We start from the raw sequence: 4,374 nt of genomic DNA on the forward strand, positions 1-4,374 counted from the left end.
CATTACTACAGATTCATTGGGTTATTTGGTAAAAGTGCGGATCCCCTTAAATATTTACAACTTAAACCAAATGTTTACTTGCCAGGCTATTGTTGGTTCCGTAAAGTGGAAACCTACCAGGCAGGATACAGTAAGCTACGGCGGAGTAACCGCACACGGAATACAATTGGAATTGAAATCAACCCCCAATAAAGCCGAGGTTTTCCTGATACCGCGTCGATTGTGGCTTAATCAGATCAAAAGCTCCAAATGGCAGCAGGATAATACCATAATTGAAAGCTTTATGGTTGACAGCGACAAAACCGACACCAGTGTAAGCATTGACGAAACCGTATATATGGTAATTTTTAAATTGGGCAATAAGTATCTGGTACGTACGCATTACACCAAAGCCAAAGAAATTGAACCCGTACAAAAAGTGAGTGTTGACTTTTAAAAATGGAAAAATTAAAACCATCATTAAAAGCAGCCTCGGGTGTATTCGCCATTATTCCGGGATTAGCGGTTCTGGCAACCAATATTGGTGTTCCGCCTAACTGTTCAAAAGTGATGTTTTTTGCCACTATTGAATCCTTTGGAATTTTCACGCTCCTGTTGTTACGTTTAAATCATGACAGTTTTAAGTTATTCAGTATAAAAACAATTAATTGCTTAGCCATTGGCGCTATAGCTGTATTTGCATTGGCGCTTTTCCTTTACCTTTACCTTTTTAGCGAGTACGTTGTTGAACTTCATGGCACAAGTCCATTGTTTTTCCCCATATGGCCACAAGGTGAGCTAAAACAAGGATTGGCTACCATGGGGAGTAAAATTAACTTGGTTAAGGAATGGGGAAGGGATGATGTGTTTCATGTTATCAGGTCATCCTCATCGTTAATGTTAACCTACACTACCTTGTTTTTCTTATTCGTATATCAACTCGTATTCGTTAGTCTCACTTTTGCATTTGGCACCCTTGCCTTAAGGGTTGGCGAAACTGATAATAATTAACAATTCATAGTTAATTAAAGCTGGTTTACGCTGTACACACACTTCCTTTTCCAACATTTGTAACCCCCTACCAGGCTGAATGTTAGTAACTTAAACACCTATTTTAATTAATTAAAAACTATTTAATGTAATTATAGGTTATAACAAGGCGTTAAATAACCAAATAAATAATTTTAAAAGAAATATTATCGAAAAACTGCTACCCATTACATTTTTATTTAACACAAACTCAAAACGAAAGATGAACATGAAAAAATCAGTTTTAATTGCCATTGCATCATTAACTATCGGATTTTTATCGAACAATGCAATTGCTCAAACACAACAACAAGACACTACTAAAAAAGATACAAGCAAAACTGCTGCTCCTGCTTCAACTGCTGCTCCTGCCGCAGCTTCAAGTGATGTTGTAGGCGTGCTCGCAACCACTACAGATTATGCACCACTGGCCCTGGCTATTAAAAGCGCCGACTTGGAAACTACCTTAAAAGGTCCGGGGCCATTCACCATATTTGCACCAAATGATGTGGCCTTTAGCAAAGTACCAAAACCTACCATGGACGATTTAACTAAAGATCATGCAAAGTTTGCCAAAATTTTAAAGGGCCATGTGGTGGCAGGTAAATATACCAAGACCGATATTATCAAGGCACTGACTGCCGGCAAAGGTAAAGCCGTGTTAAAAACTATCGACGGCGAATCGCTAACACTATCTGTTAATGATAAAAGCAATTTACAGATCACGGATGCCAAAGGAAATGTTGCCCTGGTGGTAGCATTTGACTTGTTGGGCACCAACGGTGTTGTACATGGCCTTAATGGCTTGTTGATACCTCAACAGTAATCGTATGTTTGTTTAATTTTAAATCCATAAAGAGTCCCGGTATGCAAATTACCGGGCTCTTTTTTTTATAAGTCCTGGCTGGTAAGCCATGTTTGCCTGTTAAGTTTATAAACTAAATGACCATTGGTTATCTCGTCATAGCTAAACCCGTTCTTCTCCAGCAACTTAACCGACCTCTCGTGCTCCACCAAGGGTAATGCCATAATGGTCTCCAGTTTCATTTCATTAAAGCCCCAGGCAATCACTGCTTTTATGGCTTCCTGCATTATGCCTTTGCCCTGCATATCGGGCATCAGTTCATAACCTATTTCGGCGCTTTCTTCATTGTAGTTTAAATTCCAGTAACATATAGTACCTATCAACCTGCCGGTACTTTTTAGTTCAATGGCCCAGTACACGCACTCACTCGCGACCATGTCCTTTATCCTGGCTTGTATAAACCCGGTAGCATCGGCAAGGGTTTGCGCGGCTGTACGGCCAATAAAGCGGTTAACTTCATCATTGCTGCGTAAAGCAAATATGGCATCATCATCGCCTGTTGTTAATGCTCTTAAAAACAAACGCGGGGTTTGTAATTCACGGAACTGCGCATGTGGAAACTGCATAGGCATTACTTATTGGGCGGGATGGCGAATTTCCCGGCTTTGTAATGCCTGTCTGCAATGAGGGCAATGGGCAGGCCTATACAAATAATTAAAACAAGTATTCCCGTTAAAATAGTTTCTGCCTTAATGGGATGAAATCCTATTTTGCTTACCGGTACAACCAACAGGTTCATGATAAGCCAGGCGGTACACCCATAAGCAACAGCCGTAAGATATACGTTTTGCCACATTTTTTTAAAAAACGGATAGAGCAGGTAAAATGCATTGGTAAATAAAAGCGCTATCAGGTAGTGAAATACGATACCTGCCACAACCATTTCATTTCCGCCTTGAAAGGCAGCCTTCCCAAATACACCGCTTGCTATAAATTTAAAAACAATAGCAGGGCCTACTTTATAATTCAGGATCAGGGCGGCAAGGCCATCAAGTGTACCTGCTAACAAACCGATCCAAAGAATATTTAGTAGGATGTTACTTTTATGAGGTGTGTTTTTTTGCATCTGGAAGAATTGAATAGTATAAAGTTATGATTTGTGCTTTATTTTTTGATGATAAATAAATTGTTGATACAGAACTCACCCTACTTTACATACTCATCCAAATATTGAAACACTTTTTCTCTGATGTTTTCCGCATCAAACATAACACCGAAGTGCGGGGCATTAGGAACGATGATCAGCTCGTTTTTTACATCGGCAAGTTTCAGGTGTAAACTCAGCGAAACGGATTGCATATACTCCACAGCCTCATCCTTTTCGCCCTGTACTATTAGAAATGGCGGATCATTTTTATCGATATAGGTTACCGGGCTTGCTATCTTACCCAGATCGGGGCGATCAACTATCGGCGCACCCAACAACTGTGTGATAGGATTAGGACTAACGTTTACAGTTGACTCCTTTAACGACAACAGATCTGATGGGCCATAAAAATCAAGCACCAGTTTTATTCTAAAGCCTGGCTTTTTACCATCATGGTAAAACTCTTTGATATTGCTGTTATTCGATAAACCCATTAAAGAGGCAAGATGGCCGCCAGCCGAAAAGCCGATCACAGCAATCCTTTCGCGGTCAAGCTTATATTTAGCAGCATTTTGGTATAAAAACTCCACAGCCTGATTACAATCTTGTATCTGTCCCGGAAACGGAACATCTGTACTGTACCGGTAATTTATAGAAGCTACAGCATACCCTTTATCCATAAAACCTTTCAGCGTTTGGGCCATATAGCTCATATCAGAGTATTTGTCATTCATTTTCCAGCCACCACCGTGTATCCAAACTATGAGCGGGTAATTGCTTTTTACAACCGGAGGCAGGTAAATATCCAGCTGGTGTTTTTTCAGCGTATCGCCGGCGTAGGGTACGTTGTTAATGAATGTAGTCCCTTTCGGGAAGATATCTTGTTTGGGGTTGCTGGTTTGCGCCTGGCTGTAAGTGGTAAGGCAGAACAAAGCGATAAATAGACTTAGGTTTAGTTTTATCATAGTTGGTTAGTTAGCTTAAAGATAGAAGTTAATCTTCGCCTATTCAAGCGGAGAACGTTTGAATAGGCGGGTGGAAACAAAAATATGGAGGAAGCGGTTTTTTGTAATGATTATTAGTAATAAAACGGTAAAAGAAATAATCAATTGTAAAGTATAATCTTACTCTAAAAACCCCTATATATATTTGGTTATTAATCAATTAGTCATTATTTTTATTATAAATTAAACTCCTGTATCATGACTATCAAATCAAATAATAAAATTTCTTCATCCTCGAATGAAAATAATGTTGGAGATAGTTTTCCAGAAATTAAAACTAAGGATAAAGGACAAAATTTCAACCCATTAATTTATATTCAAAATAACTCGGAGAGTTCAATTAACATTAATATAAATGAACCGCCAATAAATTTAGCAAAAAGCGGCTTTGGTGGCATAGGTTTTAATGC

At 39.1% G+C, this 4,374-nt stretch carries 7 protein-coding genes; 4 read left to right on the plus strand and 3 right to left on the minus strand.

Features of this window, described 5'->3' with window-relative positions; all coding sequences use genetic code 11:
- The 3 genes from AC1DRQ_RS29705 to AC1DRQ_RS29715 all read left to right on the plus strand — a co-directional run.
- The coding region (locus AC1DRQ_RS29705) for a hypothetical protein (protein ID WP_477429464.1) at nucleotides 1–436 on the plus strand (436 nt) is incomplete at its 5' end.
- Between the two features lie 2 nt (nucleotides 437–438).
- The gene (locus AC1DRQ_RS29710) at nucleotides 439–990 is read left to right on the plus strand and encodes a hypothetical protein (protein WP_477429466.1); all 552 of its coding nucleotides are present in this window, start codon (nucleotides 439–441) and stop codon (nucleotides 988–990) included.
- Between the two features lie 247 nt (nucleotides 991–1,237).
- Nucleotides 1,238–1,834: a fasciclin domain-containing protein gene (locus AC1DRQ_RS29715; RefSeq protein WP_477429468.1), complete on the plus strand. Its 597-nt coding sequence runs from the start codon at nucleotides 1,238–1,240 to the stop codon at nucleotides 1,832–1,834.
- A gap of 65 nt (nucleotides 1,835–1,899) precedes the next feature.
- Here the strand turns inward: AC1DRQ_RS29715 and AC1DRQ_RS29720 are convergent, their stop codons facing one another.
- From AC1DRQ_RS29720 to AC1DRQ_RS29730, 3 genes are all read right to left on the minus strand, one after another.
- The gene (locus AC1DRQ_RS29720) at nucleotides 1,900–2,439 is read right to left on the minus strand and encodes a GNAT family N-acetyltransferase (protein ID WP_477429470.1); all 540 of its coding nucleotides are present in this window, start codon (nucleotides 2,437–2,439) and stop codon (nucleotides 1,900–1,902) included.
- Between the two features lie 5 nt (nucleotides 2,440–2,444).
- On the minus strand, nucleotides 2,445–2,939 hold the full coding sequence (locus AC1DRQ_RS29725) for a hypothetical protein (RefSeq protein WP_477429472.1): 495 nt from the start codon (nucleotides 2,937–2,939) through the stop codon (nucleotides 2,445–2,447).
- Between the two features lie 80 nt (nucleotides 2,940–3,019).
- A complete protein-coding gene (locus AC1DRQ_RS29730; protein ID WP_477429474.1) occupies nucleotides 3,020–3,925 on the minus strand; it encodes an alpha/beta hydrolase fold domain-containing protein in 906 nt (301 codons plus the stop codon).
- Between the two features lie 237 nt (nucleotides 3,926–4,162).
- On the opposite strand from AC1DRQ_RS29730, the gene AC1DRQ_RS29735 reads away from it, so the two are divergent.
- Nucleotides 4,163–4,374: hypothetical protein (locus tag AC1DRQ_RS29735; protein WP_477429476.1), on the plus strand; the 212-nt coding region annotated here is incomplete at its 3' end.

Source organism: Mucilaginibacter sp. P4_E8 (assembly GCF_056401495.1).